The organism is Acinetobacter sp. 1125_18A, assembly GCF_052824985.1.
In genome coordinates this window covers 32504-53621 of record NZ_VTDG01000011.1, presented here as the reverse complement: position 1 = coordinate 53621, position 21118 = coordinate 32504, and the positions used below count along the sequence as shown (strand labels likewise).

General features: G+C 36.0%; 19 protein-coding genes. 10 read left to right on the top strand and 9 right to left on the bottom strand.

Features of this window, described 5'->3' with window-relative positions:
* Positions 1-11: 11 nt before the first annotated feature.
* The gene (locus FY049_RS17155; RefSeq protein WP_004719666.1) at positions 12-275 is read left to right on the top strand and encodes a hypothetical protein; all 264 of its coding nucleotides are present in this window, start codon (positions 12-14) and stop codon (positions 273-275) included.
* Between the two features lie 137 nt (positions 276-412).
* On the opposite strand, the gene FY049_RS17150 is transcribed toward FY049_RS17155, so the two are convergent.
* A complete protein-coding gene (locus tag FY049_RS17150; protein WP_004719665.1) occupies positions 413-673 on the bottom strand; it encodes a DUF6678 family protein in 261 nt (86 codons plus the stop codon).
* 169 nt (positions 674-842) lie between these two features.
* Between FY049_RS17150 and FY049_RS17145 the strand changes: the two genes are divergently transcribed.
* From FY049_RS17145 to FY049_RS17135, 3 genes are read left to right on the top strand one after another with little or no spacing between them, the layout of a single operon-like run.
* A complete protein-coding gene (locus FY049_RS17145; RefSeq protein WP_333666813.1) occupies positions 843-1997 on the top strand; it encodes a hypothetical protein in 1155 nt (384 codons plus the stop codon).
* Positions 1998-2006: 9 nt separating this feature from the next.
* On the top strand, positions 2007-2873 hold the full coding sequence (gene thiM / locus FY049_RS17140; RefSeq protein WP_446084048.1) for a hydroxyethylthiazole kinase: 867 nt from the start codon (positions 2007-2009) through the stop codon (positions 2871-2873).
* Positions 2874-2933: 60 nt separating this feature from the next.
* Positions 2934-3554 carry a DUF4240 domain-containing protein gene (locus FY049_RS17135; protein ID WP_234623710.1) on the top strand — a complete coding sequence of 207 codons (621 nt, stop codon included), beginning with the start codon at positions 2934-2936 and terminating at the stop codon, positions 3552-3554.
* Positions 3555-3592: 38 nt separating this feature from the next.
* Here FY049_RS17135 and FY049_RS17130 read toward each other — a convergent pair whose 3' ends face one another.
* The 6 genes from FY049_RS17130 to aceI form a co-directional block, all read right to left on the bottom strand.
* Entirely contained in the window at positions 3593-3976 is a 384-nt protein-coding gene (locus FY049_RS17130) for a 5-carboxymethyl-2-hydroxymuconate Delta-isomerase (RefSeq protein WP_056511760.1), read from the bottom strand.
* Positions 3977-4523: 547 nt separating this feature from the next.
* Complete coding sequence (locus tag FY049_RS17125) at positions 4524-5978, bottom strand: SulP family inorganic anion transporter (protein WP_446084047.1); 1455 nt, start codon at positions 5976-5978, stop codon at positions 4524-4526.
* A 397-nt stretch (positions 5979-6375) separates the two neighbouring features.
* Positions 6376-6789, bottom strand: a complete 414-nt coding sequence (locus tag FY049_RS17120) for a hypothetical protein (RefSeq protein ID WP_446084046.1) — start codon at positions 6787-6789, stop codon at positions 6376-6378.
* 23 nt (positions 6790-6812) lie between these two features.
* Positions 6813-8528, bottom strand: a complete 1716-nt coding sequence (locus FY049_RS17115) for an AAA family ATPase (protein WP_004822190.1) — start codon at positions 8526-8528, stop codon at positions 6813-6815.
* 131 nt (positions 8529-8659) lie between these two features.
* A complete protein-coding gene (locus FY049_RS17110; protein WP_446084045.1) occupies positions 8660-10729 on the bottom strand; it encodes a hypothetical protein in 2070 nt (689 codons plus the stop codon).
* Positions 10730-11640: 911 nt separating this feature from the next.
* A complete protein-coding gene (gene aceI, locus FY049_RS17105; RefSeq protein ID WP_004822192.1) occupies positions 11641-12066 on the bottom strand; it encodes a chlorhexidine efflux PACE transporter AceI in 426 nt (141 codons plus the stop codon).
* Positions 12067-12213: 147 nt separating this feature from the next.
* Between aceI and aceR the strand changes: the two genes are divergently transcribed.
* From aceR to FY049_RS17085, 4 genes are all read left to right on the top strand, one after another.
* Positions 12214-13104 (top strand): HTH-type transcriptional regulator AceR, encoded by an 891-nt coding sequence (aceR, locus tag FY049_RS17100; RefSeq protein ID WP_004719646.1) that lies wholly within the window; start codon positions 12214-12216, stop codon positions 13102-13104.
* Positions 13105-13192: 88 nt separating this feature from the next.
* Positions 13193-14176 (top strand): transaldolase, encoded by a 984-nt coding sequence (gene tal, locus FY049_RS17095; RefSeq protein WP_446084044.1) that lies wholly within the window; start codon positions 13193-13195, stop codon positions 14174-14176.
* Positions 14177-14325: 149 nt separating this feature from the next.
* Positions 14326-14979, top strand: coding sequence for a leucine efflux protein LeuE (leuE, locus tag FY049_RS17090; RefSeq protein WP_224963728.1), 654 nt, complete (start codon positions 14326-14328; stop codon positions 14977-14979).
* Positions 14980-15656: 677 nt separating this feature from the next.
* Positions 15657-16829: a benzoate/H(+) symporter BenE family transporter gene (locus FY049_RS17085; protein WP_034617575.1), complete on the top strand. Its 1173-nt coding sequence runs from the start codon at positions 15657-15659 to the stop codon at positions 16827-16829.
* Between the two features lie 349 nt (positions 16830-17178).
* On the opposite strand, the gene map is transcribed toward FY049_RS17085, so the two are convergent.
* Positions 17179-17973, bottom strand: a complete 795-nt coding sequence (gene map / locus FY049_RS17080; RefSeq protein ID WP_151802897.1) for a type I methionyl aminopeptidase — start codon at positions 17971-17973, stop codon at positions 17179-17181.
* 335 nt (positions 17974-18308) lie between these two features.
* Between map and brnQ the strand changes: the two genes are divergently transcribed.
* Both brnQ and FY049_RS17070 read left to right on the top strand, forming a co-directional pair.
* Positions 18309-19601 carry a branched-chain amino acid transport system II carrier protein gene (brnQ, locus tag FY049_RS17075; RefSeq protein WP_056511784.1) on the top strand — a complete coding sequence of 431 codons (1293 nt, stop codon included), beginning with the start codon at positions 18309-18311 and terminating at the stop codon, positions 19599-19601.
* A gap of 644 nt (positions 19602-20245) precedes the next feature.
* Positions 20246-20482 carry a hypothetical protein gene (locus FY049_RS17070; RefSeq protein ID WP_004719635.1) on the top strand — a complete coding sequence of 79 codons (237 nt, stop codon included), beginning with the start codon at positions 20246-20248 and terminating at the stop codon, positions 20480-20482.
* Between the two features lie 53 nt (positions 20483-20535).
* Here the strand turns inward: FY049_RS17070 and FY049_RS17065 are convergent, their stop codons facing one another.
* Positions 20536-20994, bottom strand: a complete 459-nt coding sequence (locus tag FY049_RS17065) for a hypothetical protein (protein ID WP_224963729.1) — start codon at positions 20992-20994, stop codon at positions 20536-20538.
* Positions 20995-21118 lie beyond the last annotated feature (124 nt).

Genomic DNA, 21118 nt, shown 5'->3' with positions numbered 1-21118 from the left:
TGAGGTGCAACATGATTTTTAAAGACCATATAGTCCGTGTTGAAAACATTAAAACGATGCAAATGCTGGATAAAGCGAAGTTAGATCATCAGGTTATTGCGATGTTTATGACTTGTGAAGGCATTCCTTTAAAAACCAGTGAAGTGACAGCGCTTTTAAAACAATATGAAATGCTAGGACAGCACAAAGTTCCAGCTAAAAAAGCCAAGGCATTGCTTCAGGCTAAAATGGAGCATTTTGAGGATTCTGAATTACCATGCCCTGCTGCTTATTGAGGCAGATAAGCGTTAGGATTATTGTTTAAATCACCTTTTATCGGTAAATAGAATCAATAGATACGTTCTATTTACCGCATTTAAACCATATAAACTGATAAACCATACAATCTTCATTTCCCCAAAGCTCCACATTGTTACTTTTGTAAAGGGATTACGAATATTTGCTTTTCAAAATGATAATGTAAACCAGACTGCGCTATTTTATCCTGCAATAATTCCGAATGGTCAATATGTTTTGACGCAACGAAGCGCCCCATATAACGGTTCTCAATCGGATCAATTTGAATATTTTTAAGTGCTTTGAGCAAGAAAATACCATAATGGCATTCTACGTACAGTCCAGATAAAAAGATTAAAAAATGATCCCATTCCGAAACATCTAAACTTGCACTCAAATGGATTCGCTCGTTGAGATTTAGTCTTTGAATATCATTGAATAATCATACAATGGATTCAATCATCATTGAATTGTATATTTTATAAAACATTCATTTTAAGCAATCAGCTTTCATCTATATAGATGTGTATAATGAAAAGTCCTTAATAATTTATATATTTATCTCTATGCTTCAAATTCTGCAAAAACAGCTGGATGAAAGTACATTTTGCCCACTTTGTCAGGCAAGTATGTATTATGTTGAAGCTGAAGAATTTGAGAAAGAAGTGAGTTTTCACCAATGTAGCCATTGCAATCATCAAGTTTTTCAAAACAATCAACGCAACTGTCATTGTGAAACATGCCAAAGCAAACGGCGTAAACTGATTAAAGAAACTCGCTTGCAAGAAACCCGTAAGCTAAAGAAAAAAGATAATTTTGAATTAGGTTTAGACCAGCTCAGTTTTTTACATAAATTATTTTTACTGAGTATTTTAGACAATCAGGTGCATGAAAATACCAACCATCAAGAGTTTATTGATTGGGAAGTGATTAAATATCATCCCATTACCCCCAATTACTATTTTCAAAGTCAACTTCTCAATCAACTGATTAAAGACAATGTTTTTGTTGCCAAAGATTTTAGTGATGATGCACATCAATACTATATCAATGTTCGTTTGGATGGTTATTCCGAACCGAGTATGTTTAGTATCGCAACACAACTACGCCATTGGTTCTATGAAAATCTAAGCCAAGGTATCCCATTTAAAACATCCGAAGAAGTCAAAAATGCACTCTATGTTGTGCTGTATCAAGAAATTGTACAGTTTACCCAACATTATTGTCGCACGTGGGGTATCCAGATTTCGGGCAATAAAAACTTCCAAATCTTCTGTTATCACCTACTCGACACATTAGCCGTTGGGCAAATTTTCTATCTCATTCAAACTGCGCTTGAATATTTATATCAAAAAAAGGCGCTACAAATTCGTAACGAAAACTTTATTAATACCAATATTCTCAAAAAAACAGTGCAACAATATCGAGAACGCGCAATTGCAGAAAAATGGGAAACCTCAACCCTGCCACGTCCACCGAATATTCCATTAAGTAGGATGAGTGAAATACTGTTTTATCGGTTTTTAGGCTACGATGAAGGTATCTTCTTTCAACCTGTGTGGAAATCTTGGAAAAAGATCGAACCACGCTTAAATTTCTATTCGCAAAAGCGCTGTATGTATTGTGGCTCAAACGAATTAACGGTTGAGTATGATGCACAAAATTATGTGACATTATTTTGTCGCAGTTGCAAACACCAAGACCACTACTTTACTCAGTAAGGAGCATTTATGAATCATCCTGAAAATATTACACATTCTCAAACGGATCAACTTCATACCCACACTGATGTCATTTTACAAAAAGTTGTGGATGCTTTGACTGAGTTGCAAACTCAACAGCCCTTAGTCCAGTGCATCACCAACAGTGTTGCAGCAAATTATGCTGCCAATGTCTTACTGGCTGCTGGGGCTTCACCTGCAATGATTGATAACCCATTTGAGGCTGAAAGCTTTGCTTCTATTGCTGCGGCATTAAGTATCAATGTGGGAACACCAACCTCTGAACAAATGCAGGCTATGCAAATTTCAGCGCAAACTGTAGCAAGTAAAAATACACCGTGGGTGCTCGACCCTGTTGGTTATGGTGCATTTCTCAAATGGCGCAGTGAAATAGTTGATCAATTGGTTTTGCTTAAACCAAATGTTATTCGTGGCAATGCTTCAGAGATCAGTGCACTTGCCGGAAATCAGGTTGAATCGAAAGGTGTAGACAGTACTGTGTCAAGCAATGAAGTGTATTTACAGGCTTTAGCACTTTTAACCCATACCGAATGTGTTGCAATTTCTGGTGAATCTGACTTTATTCTATCTAAAGAATTTAATAGTGTGATTCAGGTCAATGGCGGAAGCTTTTTACAGCCGAAAGTCACGGCAACAGGTTGCGCTTTAGGGGCATTAATTGCAGCTTATAGTGCAGTCACAACAGCTACGATTGCAACAATCTCTGCACATATCCATTTTGCGATTGCAGGAAAACTGGCTTTTGAAAAAGCCCAATCTGTTGGAAGCTTTAATGTCGCATTTTTAGATGAAATATATCAAATGAGTGCAGATAAAATTTGGCAATATGCTGATATAGAAGTCTTAAGTCTTTAAACTAAACAGATAAATTTGCTTTTTAGCATTAAAATTAAGCTTAAACCTATGGAATCACTGATGTCATTACGAGAAGAAGAAAAATTGTTTTGGGACGCAATAGACCAGTCGAATCACAACAAAAATGCTCACTGGTCTGATTATGATATTGACCAGCATTTACAAGATCTTGTGCAATATTTATCTCAATTAGATAAACAACAACTGATTACTTTTGAAAAAACACTCCAGCTCAAACTCTCACAACTCTATAGCGCTGAAATCGCAGAACTCTCGACAATTTTAGAATCTGATTTTACTGAAAAAGATGGTATTTTCAATTTCGATGCCTATTTATCAGATGATGGTTTTATTTATTTTAGATGTTGGTTAATCCTCAAAGGCAAGGAATTCTTTGATGACATACAAGAAGATATTCAAAACTTTGTTAGCGGGAAATATAGTTTTGATATAGGCGACACTTGGGCTGAGGGTCTACTCTATGTTGCTGATGAAGCATATAGCGTCCATCATGAAAATGAAGAAGAGTCTGAGATTCGTGATGCGGTATATTTACAACATCCAGAACATCACTATGATTTTGCGGCGGGCGAGATTGAAAGAGATTTACTCAATGGTGTTGAGTTACAAGCGCGATATCCAAAACTGGTTAAAGCAATATGCGAACTCAGAAATGAATAAGTAAAAGATTGGGGCCTATCTTTTAAGCCCCAAGTTGATTATTTTTGCACGAAAACTTTTTTATAAATTTCTCGTGGCATTTCAGCAAACTCTACACAGAGCTGAATTTCTAAACCCTGTGCAGAATAATCTTCAAATGACTGTAAAAATTGCGATAAATTTTCAGTCATTAAGTCTTTTTGTGGTTCAGTACGTCCACTTAGACCTTGTAAACGTACAAAAATAAATGCTTGATTACTCTGCTCGCCACTTTCATCTCCAAAGCCAATTAAATAATCCGAAACTGATTGAATACGGGATTTAATATCATGCGCGTGCCCCACTAAACCTGTATCAAACAGTGCATGATTTAAGCCCAACATCAATTTCTTTTTATCTAAATTCTGAATATTGTCAGAATAATCAATAAACATTTGTGGCATGGTATTAACCGTTTGAAAGTACTGGATATTGGTCAGAATTATAGCATTAACATATAAAAAAACTGTAAAATTAACGCGAAATTAGCATTTTAGCGCTTAGATTTATGAGAACTGTAAAAGAAAAAGCAAGTCGTAGAGGTGTTATTTTTTTTAGCTTACTTTTAGCTCTACAGATTTACTTCCAAATACTAAATTTTCTAAATGATAAGGAATTCGAGATAAATCAAATACTAATCTATATTTCGTTGATTTTAATCTGTAAATATTACTTTAAGTTTGAATCTTTTTTAAAAGCTAGACATTGGGCTTAAGTTAGCATCTTAATTATTTCAAACATTTTATTTTTTTACACTACATTGATTGTATTTTTCAGCTGTATCAATATTTCACAAGCTAAAACTATTGTCCCTCTCTTGCTGATTTTAGTTTTAGCATTTGTGGCATATATCCCATAAATGAATCTTAGCTAATTCATATTACGAAGTACTTGCATAATTAAGATTATACCGATTTTAGAGACTCTACATAAATATAGAGTCTCATTAATTTAAATTCTGGCATGTGTGCCATACTTATCGATCATAATTGAACTCGCTTCATTTAAACCACGTACTGTGACGTTGATTCCATTCTTACGAAATTTGCTTACAACAGAATCCAACATCGCAACAGATGTGACATCCCAAATATGGGAGTGAGTCAAATCGATAATTACATTTGAAATTTTCTCCTTGAAGTCAAAACTTTGCATAAATTTTTCAGAAGAGCTAAAGAAAATCTGACCGCTTAAATCATATAAACGTGCTGAACCTTCAAAAGTAGACTTCACCTGAATATCATCTTCTAATTTAATGGCAAGAAATAGCGCTGAAAGCAAAACGCCACTGAGTACACCTAATGCGAGGTTATGAGTAGCCACGACCACTATGACGGTCACGATCATCACAGCATTACTACTTTTAGGATTTGCTTTAAAGCTAGTTAGAGAACGCCATTCAAAGGTACTAATAGAGACCATAATCATTACAGCAACCAATGCAGCCATCGGAATCACTTTGAGCCAGTCACTAATAAATACAACAAGAATAAGAAGAAAAATACCCGCTGAAAATGTTGATAAGCGAGAAAAACCGCCTGATTTCACATTAATCATAGATTGACCGATCATTGCGCAACCCGCCATTCCTCCTATAAAACCAGATGCAATATTCGCGATTCCTTGCCCTTTGCATTCCTGATATTTATCACTTGGTGTATCAGTCATTTCATCCACGATCGTCGCTGTCATCATAGATTCAAGTAAACCAACTGCCGCTAATGCGAATGAATACGGCAAGATAATTTTCAATGTTTCAACATTCAAAGGGATGTCTGGAAGTAAAAATATTGGAAGCGTATCAGGCAAAGCCCCCATATCCCCAACTGTTCGCACATCAAATCCAAGACTCATTGCCAATATCGTAATTGCAATAATACACACAAGTGGAGAAGGCAGTATTTTTCCTAATTTTGGAATGAGCGGAAATAAATAAATGATTACCAAACCTAATGCAACCAAAGCATAAACATGCCACGTCACATTCACAAATTCAGGCAACTGAGCCATAAAAATTAAGATAGCTAAAGCATTCACAAAGCCAATCACTACAGATTTAGAAACAAACCGCATTAACTTCGCTAACTTCAAATAGCCTGCAAATATTTGAATCACACCCGTTAAAATTGTTGCAGCAAGTAAATATTCAAGGCCATGCTCTTTTACTAAAGTGACCATAAGCAATGCCATAGCGCCTGTTGCTGCTGAAATCATTGCTGGACGTCCCCCAACAAACGAAATCACGACGGTAATACAAAATGATGCATATAAACCCACTTTTGGATCTACACCAGCAATAATTGAAAAAGCGATAGCTTCAGGGATGAGTGCAAGTCCCACAACAAGTCCAGCAAGCACATCCCCACGGATGTTAGAGAACCATTGTTCTCGGATATTAGATAACATAAATAGCGCCTATTTTTTTGATTTTTTGATAGGCTAGTGATGTGATATACGACACACAAACGACTACACCACATCACTAGACAGTGATGAGTTATTTACAGATTAGAAGAGGTAAATAAACTTAAGGTGGCGTAAGTGTCATAAAAAAGCGCTGGTTTTGAAGGAAGTTAAAGTGCGAGTATAGCATCCAAATTTACTACACAGCTATACGATGCTGAAATTCACTTTAATTTTAGAATAAGAATAACCATGAGATGAAACATTTCTGGACTAGGGCGCTTTATGGTTCTTTATCTCATTCAAAGCACCACATCTATTGTATTCTATTGATAGACCTTAACAAAATCATCAATAAGCATCTGTGTTAATTCATTCTTTTTAACTTAAAACGATTGAATCATAAGATCTGAGATGCAACAGTAGCATTGATCACCAATTCTAGATTTTCAAAATCATCAAATTGCTCAAACTCAAAATCGATCTTGATTTTCGCAATCACTTTTAGATAACCGTCACGACTTTCAATAAATGCCAATTGGTATAAATCGACAGGATTATGGATACTTTTAATGGTAAAACACCCATTAAATGCATCACATTCATTTTCATCAAAAACCAACGTCAACCCAAGCAAATCTTTTAAAAATGGAGATGGTAGCTCCAACCCTTCAAAAGAAATATTTGAATCTATCAATTCATGCGCATAATAAAATGGGCACAACTGAAAGCAGAGATTATAACTATTAGAATATTTGTATTTAGACAAAATAGCTAAACGTGGACTTAATAACTTTTTCTCAAATTTAGCCATTAATTCATCACTAAAAACATCTATCACTCAACAAATAACAATGCCAAACGTACCTGATCATAGCCCATTTTGGGACTGGTTAAATCAACGATTGGACGCAATTTAATCGCACCATCATCATTAAAATGACTTGGATCTTGACGTTTCTTTAATTTTTTATAAATCACACGAATTTTTTCTACAACTTCTTCACCGGGATTTGCAATCGAGATATCTAAACCTTGTTCTCGATGTAAACGAGCCAAATGATTGATAATCGTCGCAGGAGTTAATCCACGTTCAACCGCAATATCCTGAATCTCATAGCCACTTTCAAACAATTCACGTGTTTCATCAAGTGTTGCCGAAGCATAATTGGTTTTACCACTATTACGCGCCAGCTTCTTTTCATTACGTTCAATTTCAGTGGTATTTAACGTCCCGCCACAATGACGAATAAAGGCATTGTGCTGTGTGGTTAAGTCTGAATCTGCATAATGCACTTCAGCTTCATTGGATAACTCTTGAAAACGGCGATCTGCTTTAATTGCAAGACTATCCAGTTCCAACGCCTGATCATTAAAACCTAATAATCTTAAACCCTGAATCGATTTAAGCCGGGATAAAGCCACATAACCCTGACCTTTTTCAAAGGTATGGCTTAAGTTGATTTCCGCGGCTTCCAAGGTCATCCCTTGTGATTTATGAATAGTAATCGCCCAAGCTAACCGTAATGGGACTTGTTGTAGACTGGCGATGGTTTTACCACCTTCATTGTCAACAGACCATGTTTCTGGCGCAACCAATAAGGTTGTACCATCGGTCATTTTGACTTTAGGTAACATTCCTAGTTCATCGTCCTCTTCAAAACCAATGACTTCACCTAAACTACCGTTGATATAGCCCATATCGAAGTTATTTTTAACGAACATAACTTTGGCATGCTTTTTAAGCGTCAACTCATCAGGTGCACGTACAGAAGATTTCAATGTTTCGATCAGCTTTTCATTACCATCTGTCACCGCTACAAATTGATGATCATCCCCTTCAATCGCATTGAGATGCTGAAAGTTGATGCTATCCACGTCCATATTGTGGGTATATAAACGCGTGTAGGTATCGCCAATGTCTTGATTACGGGTATCTTGTAGCGCTTGAATATGCTGTGGCTGAATATTCTGGGCACGAATCGCATTGAGTACGTCATTCAATGCCGAATCATCTTGACGATGCTGCTCTGTCAGGTAGCAAACACGAAATTTTGCTTCAACCCAAGCGGTTGACATAAAACAAAATTTATCTCGATTTAATTCGCTATTTTTTCCTACAGGCGGCAGCTGAAAAAAGTCTCCGGCTGCAATCACTTGAATACCACCGAAAGCATCATCAGATTCTTTAAAATATTTTAAAACTTGATTAACCAAATTAAGCTGTTTGGCATGTAACATTGAAATTTCATCAATGATCAAGACTTGGGCATTTTCTAAATGCTCTTTTAAGTATTTACGCTCTTTCATACGCTTTAAATCATCATCAGTCAGCGTATCTTTGATCCCAATGCCTGCCCAAGTATGAATCGTCATGCCATTCATATGTGTTGCTGCAATCCCCGTTGATGCTGTAATTGCAACAGGGACTTTGCGTGCTTTTAAATAATTGATGTACTGATTAAGCGTATAGGTTTTTCCTGCACCAGCAGATCCAGTCAAAAAGACATTTTCACCCGCTTTCATAAGTTTGAGTGCAGTTTCTTGTTTCATAACAGCCTTGAATTACCTAAACAGGATGGGACGGCTATAGCCTAACGATTTTTGCATAAAAAGTTAAGCCAAATGCATCATGAAAAGTGAATTAAAGCCAAGTCACTCACTCAAAAATGATCTGCGTCAAACTATAAATTCCCCAATTCTTCATTGGGTTGAATACTGCTTTTCCATTTTAAATGCTGATTTACATCATCAATAAAAGCTTGAGCTTTCAATATATAAAACTCATCAGGAATATGATTGTTGGGTAAACGCAATTGATCAAAGACCAAACGTCCTAATTTATAATAACAACCCAAAGTCATTTCCTGAGTCGCATCATCAACTTTCGATACATGAAATGCTACATATTCACGATCTACAATCCGCGCACAATAGGACAATGCCAAACAGTGTTTAAACACCAACGACTCTTGAATAATTCGTTTTAGGCTATTCAGTTCTTCATAGCACCACTCTTCAAAATAAATCTTTTGCATTGGTGCAACGCGATCCCAATGCTCTACATCTATTTTTTGTTTAAGTGTCGATAAGGTATCAACAAAATAATGATGTTGATGCCAACGCTGTGCTTGTTGATATAGACCAGACCAAGTGACATTCCGCTCTATATCGTGATGATCATTAAATAAATGCATCACATAGTCCAAAACAAAGCTGTCATAAATACTATGGTTAGATGCACGACCAATCTGCATGTGTTTCAGTTTTTTACGGAAATCATCGACTGTTATATTGTGCTTTTGCAACTGAATAAAAAATTCAGCATGTTGTTGTCGTTGCGGATCAATAAACTTAATCAGTTGCGTGGGCAAGCCCTGAGCAATGTGTTGTACAAACAGCATAAATGCTTGAATGATACGATTTATCTTAAGGTATATTTTTTTATACATCTGTGGTTGATCCGCCAACATCAACGCAGCGAAATCCAACCATTCTTCGATATATAAATAAGAATTAGAAATTATTTTCTTATTCGATTTATTTTCAATCTCTGTTTTTAAAAAACTATAACGATTGTTCTTTTGGTGATTTTGCCATTCATTTGTAATTGCAAAGGAATGACATTCAATTAAAAATAGCCGCGCTGCAATATTTTTAAAATACTTTAAAACACTTATAGTGACTTCAGGATAAATCTTTGAAGTATCAATCAGACTTAATGCTGTGATCGTGATCCTGACATTGGGATCCTTTATATGTCGACTAATCCAATCATTGACCTGTTCATCTTGTTTAAATAGCCAATTTGCAGTGCGCTTAAGGCTACAAATTGGAAATTGTGGAACTTGATCCTGTTCCCAATATTCAGCATCTTTTTGTAAAAAGTGCAGCTTGCTCAATAAATCCTGATATTGCCAAAAGCCCCGTTTCATATATTTTGCATAAGCAAGCATTTGCGGTTGTTCTTGAGCATGTACAGCCAGTAATTGATAACTTGCAAAATACTGACTGAGTTCATGTAAGCGTAATGTTTCTGGGTGGAAAATCTTTAAAATACGCAAATAATGCGCTGGAATAAACTGATCTAAAGAAAAAATGGCCTGTTGAAATTTAGGTACCAATAACTGAATCGGCAAAAACTCTTGACCCAATACAGAATTAATCAGTACTAAATGCTTAATATTAATTTCAACACTTAAAGGGATCGCTTTACCATATTTAGCAAAATCAGAAACATAGGCATAATCAAAATATTCGTAGTGCAGCAAAATTTGATCAATACGTTCTGCATCTGCTTCACTAATATTATATAAATACTGCTCTACCCGATTTTCACCATCCACCCACTCAAAAACCTGTTCAATCAGTGTTTGGCGAATGATTTGGGCTTTGGTCTTTAAATCAGTCGGATGTATCTCATGATATTTTGTTGTATAAAAATAAATATTTTCTGAGAAATATTGAACAAAACGATTGATATTGATTTTATTTTCTAAACAACGCGGAAACTTTTCAAAATTTAAAGCAAAAATTAAACCCTTTTCTTCATCAAAGTAGATATTGAGTAACTGATTTGCCAGACTGAATTTATGCTGCTGTGGATCAAACTGGAAAAAGTTGTGCGCAGTAATCTCGGACAAATAGTCAAATTGATCAAGATAAATCTTATTTAAATTTGCTGAAACCTGAAGTAATTCTTGAGCAGCAAGCTGGTGTCTATGTGGCAGCTGCTCCTGAACTGTCTGCACCATATTTGCCTCAATCCATCTCTTACATATATTGAATTTATTAGGGTCTGTTGACACTTCTTCTATGTTTGCGACAACGAGTTTTTTTAGACGATTCGAGGCACGAAATACGAAATTTAGTCAGCTAAATGAGTAGTTCGTAACGACGTAGCGACAAAAAAACTCTAGTCCCGAAGGGTTGTGGTTAAAATTATCTCAGTCTGTGTTATGAAACTCGAAAATAGTCTCGCTATTCTCTTCGTTTCATGCCTTGCCTGCTCAATTTTAGCCTACAACGCAAGCCATTTATGAAATGTTAACAGACCCTATTGTAGGCGAACAATTTTACAAAACAAATTGAATTCCAATTATCTTTTGCAAAAGTTTGTTTAAACTGAGCTGTGATCGTGTAACGGTTTTTTATCTTTATTGATTATGTTTTACCTAGTTTTTATTCCTTATAGTCAAACCACCTAATTATTTATACAAGTGACTTCTATCAAGCAACTGATCATAAATGAAGCTTATGTTTTTATATGAACTTTGAGTAACAATTGGTTATCAATTCATTTTTGTACTTTTGAATCATAGATGGTGATCCTATCGTGGGGCGACAGGGATGTCGCCGTTGGGCGGGGGGTAAAGGACGTACCCCTCGCCAAACATGAGCAAAAACAAAGCATAGCTTTGTTTGCAGCGCAAGGTTTGGAATCTCTTACGAAAAGTGAGGCATTGCCTACGCAAAGCTATTTAAACTTTGAATGTAAGGTGTGGCATTGCAGTTTTTTTATAATCAAACAATTTTTCCAGAAAATTAATTTAATTAAATTTTTATAAAAAAGATCCCCTTACTTTTCAATAAAACTAAGGGGATCTCTATCGCAACACATTTGAAATTTTCACTAAAATTTAAAATAAATGCATTGCAGGCTTAATTAAGAATGTACAGGTTTTGCCCCCATACGCTCTTCAATCAAGTCATAACACCATTGGAAAATAAAGGTATACACCAAAATACAGGTGGTCATTCCAAAATCCAATAAAATTGCTTGCCACAAAGACATATCCATTGCGTAAGCAACCATTGGAATCGTGGCTAACATCAAACCACCCTCAAAACCAATGGCATGTAAAATACGTACACCAATGGTACGTTTAAGCTTTCTCTTACGTTCAAATTGCTCAAAGAAATGGTTAAACACCATATTCCAAACCACTGAAGTCACGGCCATTGCAACACCTAATACGCCGGTAACTTCCATTGGCACTTCAAAAATAAAACTTAATGCAATCGCTATGATCACCAACAGGATGACTTCATAGCTTAATGCATGAATAACCCTTCTTTTGGAAATCATCATTTAAAACTACTCTTTCTTGATTCGATGGTTGCATTATATTTTTATAATATTGATCAATCGAGTCAGGTTCTTTCAATTTTATTGAAAGGTTGCGTGAATTGGAGTAAATTTAAAGACTGAAAAACTAAACATAATGGTGCCAAGCGCATGAATATCAACCAAGAACAACTCACCATCTTTAAAACAGTGATGGAAACAGGTTCATTTTCAGCAGCAGCACGACAGCTTGGCAAAGTTCCCTCCGCTGTCAGTATGTCTATCGCCAACTTGGAAATAGACTTAAATCTAAAACTCTTTAATCGTGTAGGGCGGGAACCAATACCCACACCTCAAGCTCAACGCTTATATGAAAAAACTGAACAACTGCTGGTAGAAATGAATCAGTGGAAACAACAAGCGATTGCGCTTAGCGAAGGCTTGGAATCCTCATTAAATATCGTGGTGGTTTCAGAATTATTGCATACAGACTGGGCTGAATACATTGCACTGCTGGGAGAGCACTTTCCAACTTTAGAAATTAATATCTTCTCAGCACCACAAGAAGATGCGCTGAAAATGCTGATGAATCAGACGGCACAACTGGCATTGATGTTTGAACGTGAAATACTTGAAAGCCGTGAGCAATTTGTCGAATTTAAAAAAGAAGCCTTGGTTCCTGTTTCAGCTATTCATCACCCATTATCAGCACATAAACAAGTTACTTTTGAACAAATCCTACAATCCAGACAAATTGTCGTGGCAAGTCGTGATCGAACCATTAAACCCGAATTACTCTATTCTAAAAACTATTGGCGGACAGACAATCACCACTCAGCATGTGCTTTAATTTTAAAAGAACTGGGTTGGGGGGTACTTCCCTTAGAAATGTTTAATGAAAATCCAGAGCTCAAACATAAGTTAAAAATCTTAGATTTGCTCGATTTCACACCAAAATTTGAATATTTTGTCGACTTAGTCTGGAGTCGTGAGAGCAACTTAGGCTCAGCTGCTCGTTTTTTGATTAATTACATTCGAAATCAAAGAATTCATACAAAATAATAGGCCTTTCAGTACATTTTCCTGTTTTGCTCAAATCGCATTGTGTTATAAATAAATCACAAATATTTTAACTAAGAAATAATCGGTAATGACACAATCTGCATTAGATCAATTAAAACGCTTAACCACTATCGTTGCTGATACAGGTGATTTAAACGCAATTCAACAATTTCGCCCTTTGGATGCAACGACTAACCCTTCACTCATTACAGCAGCAGCACAACAGCCTGAAAGTCGTGAGCTAATTGAAGATGCCTATGCTCAAGCAAAAAAAGAAGGTTATGAATTAGATGCACTCGTCGAACGCACCATCGATATTCTCACCGTCAAATTGGGTGTCGAAATTTTAAATATTGTAGAAGGTCGTGTTTCAACAGAAGTGGATGCAGCCCTTTCCTATAATACCGAAGAAACCATTGCCAAGGCTAAAGAGCTACTTGCATTGTATAAAGAATATGGGATCGACCAAGACCGTATTTTGATCAAGATTGCCTCTACATGGGAAGGTATTCAGGCAGCGAAAGTACTTGAAGCAGAAGGTATTCATTGTAACTTAACCCTGCTTTTTGGTTTACACCAAGCCAAAGCCTGTGCAGATGCCAATGTTACTTTGATTTCTCCATTTGTCGGTCGTATTTTAGATTGGTTTAAAAAAGCTGAAAATGTAGAAAGCTATCCAATTGAGAAAGATCCAGGCGTATTGTCTGTTAAACAAATTTATCATTACTACAAGCAACATCAAATCAAAACTGAAGTGATGGGCGCAAGCTTCCGTAGCATTGACCAAGTTTTAGGTTTAGCAGGTTGCGACCTTTTAACCGTTGCACCGGGTCTGCTTGAAAAATTGAACAATGATCAACGTCATGTTCTTTCTCAACTCAGCTTAGACACTGATCAGACTGCTCAAGAACATCAAGAGATCTCTAAAGCAGAATTTAAACAACAATTGGAAGCTGATTTAATGGCATTCCAATTATTGCAAAGCGGGATTGACGGTTTTATCAAAGCGCGTGAACAACTTGCATTATTATTGCGTCAATCTTTTGGCCTAGATGCTGATTTTATTGACTAATCTATGTATTTAGAATGATTTATATAAATCTAAATTGTAGATGCGCTTTTGGTTAAAATTGCACTAAAATCGCTCACACTCTAAAGCCGAGTTTGTTATCATAAACACTCGGCTTTTTTATTTCGCTTTTCTTATACAGTGAGAATGTTGTGTTTGGTATTACCGATATTGTGACATATATACTAGGGACTATTTTTATCGTCATTTTACCCGGTCCTAACTCATTGTATGTGATGTCAATTGCCTCTCGATTTGGAATTAAAACGGGCTATATCGGTGCTTTAGGCGTATTTACAGGAGATTTAATCCTGATTCTCTGCACTGTTTTAGGTGCTGCCTCTCTACTACATGCCTTTCCTTGGTTATTTATCATTCTCAAAGTTGTTGGTGCAAGCTATCTGTCTTATCTCGGTATTCGTTTACTGATCGCAAGTATCAAAACTTGGCAGAGCAAACCACAAACGCTACAAACAAATACATCGAATACTGCATCTAACAAACAATTCCACCCATTTCGAACAGCGCTAACCATTAGCTTACTCAACCCAAAAGCAATTTTATTTTATCTCTCGTTCTTTGTTCAGTTTGTTGACCCTGATTACCCTTACCCTGCTTTAAGCTTTGCAGCACTTTCTGTGATTCTGCAAATCATCAGTATGGGTTATTTGACGATCTTAATCTTCTCAGGTGTTAAGCTCGCCACTTTTTTCAATACACGCTACAAAATTGCTGCGGGTTGTGTTGCTTGTGTAGGTTTACTGTTCTGTGCTTTTGGAATAAAGCTTGCTGTTTCAACGATGTAAGCTGATTTAGCTAAATAAATCTCCCGATTAAAAGCATTCTTTTGGATAAACTGCGCTTTCTATTCAAGGCAATATCTAATCTTTATCAATGGGTAATCTATAGTCAAACCGCATAATTATTCATACAAATGATTTGCATCAAGTCATTGAGCATAAATGAAGTTTATGTTTTGTATGAACTTTTAGAAACTGTTGGTTATTAATTCATTTTTTTAGTTTTTAATTCTAGATGGTGATCCTATCGTGGGGCGACATGGATGTCGCCGTTGGGCGGGGGTACAGGACATACCCCCGCTCAATAGAAGATTTGTGTCACTTTTCATCTCTGAAAAGTGAGGCATCGCCTACGCAAAGCTATTTAAACTTTGAATGTAAGGTGTGGCATTGCAAGCTTTTTATAATCAAATAATTTATTTTTCCATGTAATTGATTTGATTATAAATACTCATTAAGGGAAATTATATTCTTGTGTCAGCGTTTTTTGACAGCTTATCTATACATTGTTTTCAACTAAAACAGTTCTAGATTTAAAAAGCCAAATTCTCCCAAAATGAGAATTTATTCAATTTTATTTTTCCTTTTGCTATTTAATTCCAATTAACCCTATAAGCTTTAAAATGATCCATGTATGATGGTTGCATTTTCAACCATTCAATCAAATTTAAAAGCAAGGGATCATGCAAAAGTTACTCCAAGACTTCTCTATACCTGCTGTATTTGCAGGTTTCATTACCTTCTTAATTGGTATCAGTGTTTCGGCTGTACTCGTCATACAAGCGGCTCAATTACTTGGCGCAAACCCTGAACAAATTACCTCTTGGTTTTGGGCACTCGGTTTAGGTATAGGTCTTTCAGGATTAATTCTTTCTTGGAAATTCAAATATCCTGTTGCTACCTCATGGTCAACCGCTGCACTTGCACTCATCATTGCCACTGCCAGCGGCTACTCACTCTATGAAGCAATTGGTGCTTTCTTGGTGAGTGGTTTACTGACTGCCACGCTAGGCTTTTTAGGCATATTTGAAAAAATTATTTCGTATATTCCCCAGAGTTTGACCAGTGCCATGCTGGCAGGCGTATTACTCAAGTTTGGTATTGCTCTATTTGCCAGTATGCAAAACGACTGGGCATTTATTCTTAGCCTCTTGGCGGTTTATATCATCACTAAACGGCTATGGGCACGTTATTGTATTGTGATTACCGTGATCGCTGGAATCATCATTTGTCCATTTTTTATGGAGTTTCATGTTCCAACCTTACATTGGGGGTTGGCAAAACCAGTATGGATGACACCTGAGTTCACATGGTCTGCAATTCTCGGATTGGCACTGCCTTTATTTGTAATCAATATGGCATCTCAGTATTTACCAGGGATTGCGATGATTAAAAGTTATGGCTATAAACCCCATGTTAACCAACTTATTGGTTGGACAGGTACAGCGCAGACTTTGCTTGCACCATTTGGCTGTTATACCGTGAATATTGCTGCAATCAGTGCTGCAGTCAGTCTGGATGACCAAGTTCACCCAGACCCTGCGAAGCGCTATATTGCTGGCATGAGCTGTGGTTTCTTTTATATTTTGATGGGGCTATTTGCGGCAACATTGACAAGTCTATTGATGTCTTTTCCACATCTTTTTATTGTGGCATTAGCGGGGATCGCCTTGTTTGGTACGATTAGCCATAATATTGCGATTGCATTTCATGAAGTCAAAGATCGTGAAGCCGCACTGCTCACCTTCTTATTCAGTGCATCAGGTGTTCAGTTTTTTGGGATTGGTTCCGCTTTTTGGGGACTCCTATTTGGATTCGCTGTTTCGTTTATTTTAAACTTTAAACTTAAAAAATAGCATTCTGATCAATAAGATGAATGGAGGCTCATTCATCTTATTTTAAATTTTCAATCGTCGAATCAAAGCAAATCGAGAAGCGATAGACAAAAAAAAGCTTACCCTAGGATGGGTAAGCTAGAAAGCTTGAAACAACAATAGAAACTACAGCGAGAATCTGGAAGCTATCTTAGCGATTGGTTAATATTTAAACCAATACTTAAAAACAATTATTGGATATTTCTCAACCGAAAACACCCCCTAAAAGAACCACATTTTCAGCAAATAAAGTGAGAAAAATCTCATTTTCAAAGATAAAAAAACAATAAATCATCGAGCATAATTCATTCATTAGACCAAAGTCTAAAGATTAAATTTCAGGGTAGCTACCAGTGCCTTCAGGCCAAGGAGTAAGCAACTCAAATCCTGTATCTGTGACAGCAACCATATGCTCCCATTGTGCTGACAGAGACTTATCCGCAGTAACCACAGTCCAGCCATCTTTCAGCTCTTTGACACTGGATTTCCCCGCATTAATCATTGGTTCAATGGTAAAAACCATACCCTTTTTAAGCACTAAGCCCTGTCCGGGTTGACCATAATGTAATACGTTAGGTTGCTCATGATAAATCTTACCAATCCCATGACCACAATATTCACGAACGATCGTATAACCTTCACGTTGCCCAACTTGTTGGATTGCATGACCAATATCCCCGAGTGTTGCACCGGGTTTGACCATATGAATCCCAGCCACCATTGCCTCATAAGTCGTTTCAACCAGTCTTTTCGCTTCAGGTTTAACTGTACCCACATAGTACATACGGCTGGTATCACCAAAATAACCATCTTTGATAATCGCAACATCTATATTGATAATATCGCCATCATTTAAAACCTTGTGTTTTGATGGGATACCGTGACAGACCACTTCATTTGGAGAAATACAGGTGGTTTTGGTATAACCATAATATCCAATATTTGCAGGGATCACTTTCAGCGTATTGACAATAAAATCATTGCAAATATCGTCTAAATACTCAGTCGTCACGCCCGGCTTCACATATTCACCAATCATTGCTAAAACTTGAGCAGCTAAACGCCCCGACACTCTTAATTTTTCAAGGTCTTGTTCGGTTTTAATGGTGACTGTAGAAGCTTTCATTGGATCTGTCCGCAAAAGTGAAAAAATATTATATGCCTTTTCAATACGTTTAGGGCAATTTACCGCCTATCTTATTCAATAAAAATGCAAAATCAAGCACATAAATTTTAGAATAAGTATAATCTTTCCATATGATGATTTTATCTATTCTATATTTTTTGAAAATTTTGATTTTTTCAATTTTTGAAAATTAACTGTGAATCATCCACATAAATATAATCAATATGACTAATTGGTTAAAATTTATAAAAAACGGGAATATTATCCATAAAATAAAATACAAAAAATAAGCTATTTCTACTAAAATCGCTGTTTTGCTTTTTCAACCACAGTTTATGACTAATCTCCGTACAAAGGATATTATTGCTTTAGGCTTTATGACCTTTGCCTTATTTATTGGGGCAGGCAATATTATTTTTCCACCCATTGTTGCTCAACAAGCCGGTGAACATGTATGGCTCGCAGCGCTAGGTTTTCTAGTCACAGCTGTAGGCTTACCTGTTATTACCATTATGGCACTTTCTAAAACTGAAGGTTCTATTGCGATTTTAAGCTCGCCTTTAGGTAAAGTCGCAAGCTTAGTACTGACTGTAGTGTGTTATCTCTCGGTTGGGCCATTATTTGCTACACCTCGTACTGCAACTGTTTCTTATGAAATTGGTTTTTCCTCATACTTTGGAAATGGTGGTACAGCATTATTTATTTATAGTGTTATCTATTTTGCATTTGTAACTTTAGTTTCTCTTTATCCAAATAAATTATTGGATACAGTGGGTCATATTCTTGCGCCGCTAAAAATTATTGCACTGGCAATTTTAGGTATTGCAGCATTTCTGATCCCGACTGGTTCAATTTCTCCTGCGATCAACAATTACGCTACCAGCCCTGTTTCTGAAGGTTTTGTAAATGGTTATTTAACCATGGACACTTTAGGCGCTTTGGTTTTCGGTATTGTGATTATTCATGCAATCCACTCTCGTGGTGTCACAGATAAAAAGCTCGTAACCAAATATGCCATTATTGCAAGTTTGATTTCTGGTGTAGGTTTAACGCTGGTTTATCTCAGCTTATTTAAACTTGGTTTAGGCAGTCATGATGCTGCTCCAAATGCTGAAAATGGCGCAGTGATCCTGCATGCTTATGTTCAACATGCTTTTGGTGACTTAGGCTCTTTATTCCTGACAGCTTTGATTTTTATTGCATGTATGGTTACTGCGATTGGTTTAACCTGCGCATGTGCTGAATACTTCTCTGAACTGACAAAAATTCCATATAAAGTTTTAGTGGTTATTTTGGTGTTGTTTTCATTGGTGATTTCAAATCTAGGTTTAACCAAACTGATTGCTTTTTCAGTTCCCGTACTCAGTGCAATTTACCCACCAGCAATTGTGGTCATTCTATTGAGCTTCTTTTGGGGTAAATTCAATAACCCAACCACGGTTATCGCACCTGTTACTGGCGTTGCATTTTTATTTGGTCTTATTGAAGGAATTAAAGTCACAAGCTTTAAAGACAGCTTACCTTTGATGATTCAAAACTTACCGTTAAATGAACAGAATCTTGCATGGGTGATCCCATCATTGATCGTGTTAATCATCTGTGTCGTAATTGATAAAGTTAAAAAATAAAGCTTTTTAATTATCATCCTTAAAATTTGATTTTACCCAAATCTTATTTTAACAGTGATCAATAATTGTCATGTTTACCCCACAGGCCGTTATTGTTTGCGACACAATTTTTAAAGCGTTGTTTGATCCATCTTAGTGCTTCAAACATGTGATCAATGCACCTGAATAGATCAAATCAAGCTTTGCTCTACGTATAAAAAACATTTGGCTAAAAATACTAAAACTTAATTTTAATTCAACAAAGATAAATTCAGTCGCGTTGTTGCTTTTTTTGAATGAGTGAACCGTTCTCCATGCCAAAATTGAATTATTTTGAAAAAATAGTCATTTTTTTCGATTTTTGCATAAATATTGCATAATTTTTATCAACTTTAGTCGAAAATACTTTCAAGACCTATTCAGTTATTGTATTTTATTTTGATAACTAGCTCACACTACTTCAACAACAATTACATCATTTATCAAAAAAATTACTTATATTTTCATTTTTTATAAAATAATCATCACTTGTAATAAATATGTCATAATTATTTTGAATAATAGAGCTATTTGCTCTTGAAATAATAATTAGATATGGTACAACTGAATAAACCAATCCAGACTAAAACAATGTGGTTTTTGTCGAGCAGACAGGAGGAATGGGGATGTTATCAATACATTTCAATAAGCAAGTCTTCATTAATTCTTTGAAGACAAATACAAAACTGGTCATCTATCTAAGTACAACACTTGCACTTTTAGTGACTCTGTTTATTCATGGACTCATTCAAGGCAATTTAAAACCTGAATTTTTTGCCTATGCATTAGTCGTTTCTGCTGCCTTCTATGTTTGGGATGTAGTCGATCATAAATCTCGTAAACTCGCGAAGATTACAGAATAAAAGATGGATGCCATGCATCCATCTTAAATAAGAAAATCATAAAAATTTAAGTATTAAAACAAAGTATTAAACATTCCTAGTAATAATCCTCCAGTCGCAACAATCTCCCCGAGTACCAATAACAGCATTGCTATACGTAACAATATTTTCGGTAAGTGCATTGTTCCTAATTGGTGTGGTTCTTTGAATTGATTTGTCGTATCTTTTAAAAAACCATGCAAAACATAACTGGCAATTGAAAAGCTAAAAAAGAATAAATTAATCAAGACAAATATTAAATTTGTGGTTTCTGTCCAGCTTGAACAATAGGCCATCACCGCTAAAATCAAAGTGGCTGGAGCATAAAGCAAGCTACTGCGATGTGCGATATCGACATAATAATGAGCTCGAGCCGTTTCTGATCGACTAATTTGGTAATATTTCCAAACCCCTGTTAGCATACCCACCCATAGATAAATCCCACTAAATATTAAAGCTAACTTTACCGACAAACTTAAACTCACTAAATCCATTTAAAACATCCTAATTCCAACAGCTTAAAATATTTATATTACCTTTGACTCATAAGTCATACTTTCATCAAGTTTCTTTTTAGAACTTATGTAAAGTAATCATTAAAGCATCCCCCATTGAATT

Coding starts and splice junctions, on each gene's coding strand:
- FY049_RS17155 (WP_004719666.1), top strand. CDS start 12: ATGATTTTTAAAGACCATATAGTCCGTGTTGAAAACATTAAAACGATG.
- FY049_RS17145 (WP_333666813.1), top strand. CDS start 843: ATGCTTCAAATTCTGCAAAAACAGCTGGATGAAAGTACATTTTGCCCA.
- thiM (WP_446084048.1), top strand. CDS start 2,007: ATGAATCATCCTGAAAATATTACACATTCTCAAACGGATCAACTTCAT.
- FY049_RS17135 (WP_234623710.1), top strand. CDS start 2,934: ATGTCATTACGAGAAGAAGAAAAATTGTTTTGGGACGCAATAGACCAG.
- FY049_RS17130 (WP_056511760.1), bottom strand. CDS start 3,976: ATGCCACAAATGTTTATTGATTATTCTGACAATATTCAGAATTTAGAT.
- FY049_RS17125 (WP_446084047.1), bottom strand. CDS start 5,978: ATGTTATCTAATATCCGAGAACAATGGTTCTCTAACATCCGTGGGGAT.
- FY049_RS17120 (WP_446084046.1), bottom strand. CDS start 6,789: ATGGCTAAATTTGAGAAAAAGTTATTAAGTCCACGTTTAGCTATTTTG.
- FY049_RS17115 (WP_004822190.1), bottom strand. CDS start 8,528: ATGAAACAAGAAACTGCACTCAAACTTATGAAAGCGGGTGAAAATGTC.
- FY049_RS17110 (WP_446084045.1), bottom strand. CDS start 10,729: ATGGTGCAGACAGTTCAGGAGCAGCTGCCACATAGACACCAGCTTGCT.
- aceI (WP_004822192.1), bottom strand. CDS start 12,066: ATGATGATTTCCAAAAGAAGGGTTATTCATGCATTAAGCTATGAAGTC.
- aceR (WP_004719646.1), top strand. CDS start 12,214: ATGAATATCAACCAAGAACAACTCACCATCTTTAAAACAGTGATGGAA.
- tal (WP_446084044.1), top strand. CDS start 13,193: ATGACACAATCTGCATTAGATCAATTAAAACGCTTAACCACTATCGTT.
- FY049_RS17085 (WP_034617575.1), top strand. CDS start 15,657: ATGCAAAAGTTACTCCAAGACTTCTCTATACCTGCTGTATTTGCAGGT.
- map (WP_151802897.1), bottom strand. CDS start 17,973: ATGAAAGCTTCTACAGTCACCATTAAAACCGAACAAGACCTTGAAAAA.
- brnQ (WP_056511784.1), top strand. CDS start 18,309: ATGACTAATCTCCGTACAAAGGATATTATTGCTTTAGGCTTTATGACC.
- FY049_RS17070 (WP_004719635.1), top strand. CDS start 20,246: ATGTTATCAATACATTTCAATAAGCAAGTCTTCATTAATTCTTTGAAG.
- FY049_RS17065 (WP_224963729.1), bottom strand. CDS start 20,994: ATGGATTTAGTGAGTTTAAGTTTGTCGGTAAAGTTAGCTTTAATATTT.